The sequence below is a fragment of the Micromonospora aridisoli genome (genome assembly GCF_056150025.1).
Genome location: NZ_JAXCFK010000227.1, coordinates 1 through 492, shown reverse-complemented (window position 1 = coordinate 492; position 492 = coordinate 1). Strand labels below are relative to the sequence as shown.

Sequence of the window (492 nt, the reverse complement as noted above, 5' to 3'; positions counted from 1 at the left end):
GATGGTGCAGACGGATTAGCTATGGCACTAGCTGATGAGTACGACGTTATTATTTTAGATTTAATGTTGCCAAGTGTTGATGGTTTATCAATATTAAAAACCTTAAGAACACATAACAAACAAAGCAAAGTATTAATCTTATCAGCAAAAGATCAAATCAATGATCGAATCGACGGCTTATTTACTGGTGCTGACGATTACATGACAAAGCCTTTTTCATTTGACGAATTACACGCCCGAATTATCGCATTAACCCGAAGAGGTGAGCTGTTAAGATCTTCCAATATTATTACCATTAATGACTTTGTTGTTGATTTGCAAGCCAAAGTGTTTAGTTATAAAAACCAACCCATAGAATTAACGCCAACAGAATATAAAATTACAGAGTGTTTGTTTATTAACAAAGAGCGAGTTGTGAGCGCTGAAAAAATGGGAGAGTATATTGTTGGTAAATATGATGCTATTAACAAGAACTCATTAGAAGCGCATATT

The 492-nt window shown here is 34.3% G+C and carries 1 protein-coding gene; it reads left to right on the top strand.

The window, feature by feature from the left end:
* Positions 1 to 492 (top strand): response regulator transcription factor (locus SM447_RS30235; RefSeq protein WP_474576263.1); only part of this gene is annotated, 492 nt, incomplete at both ends.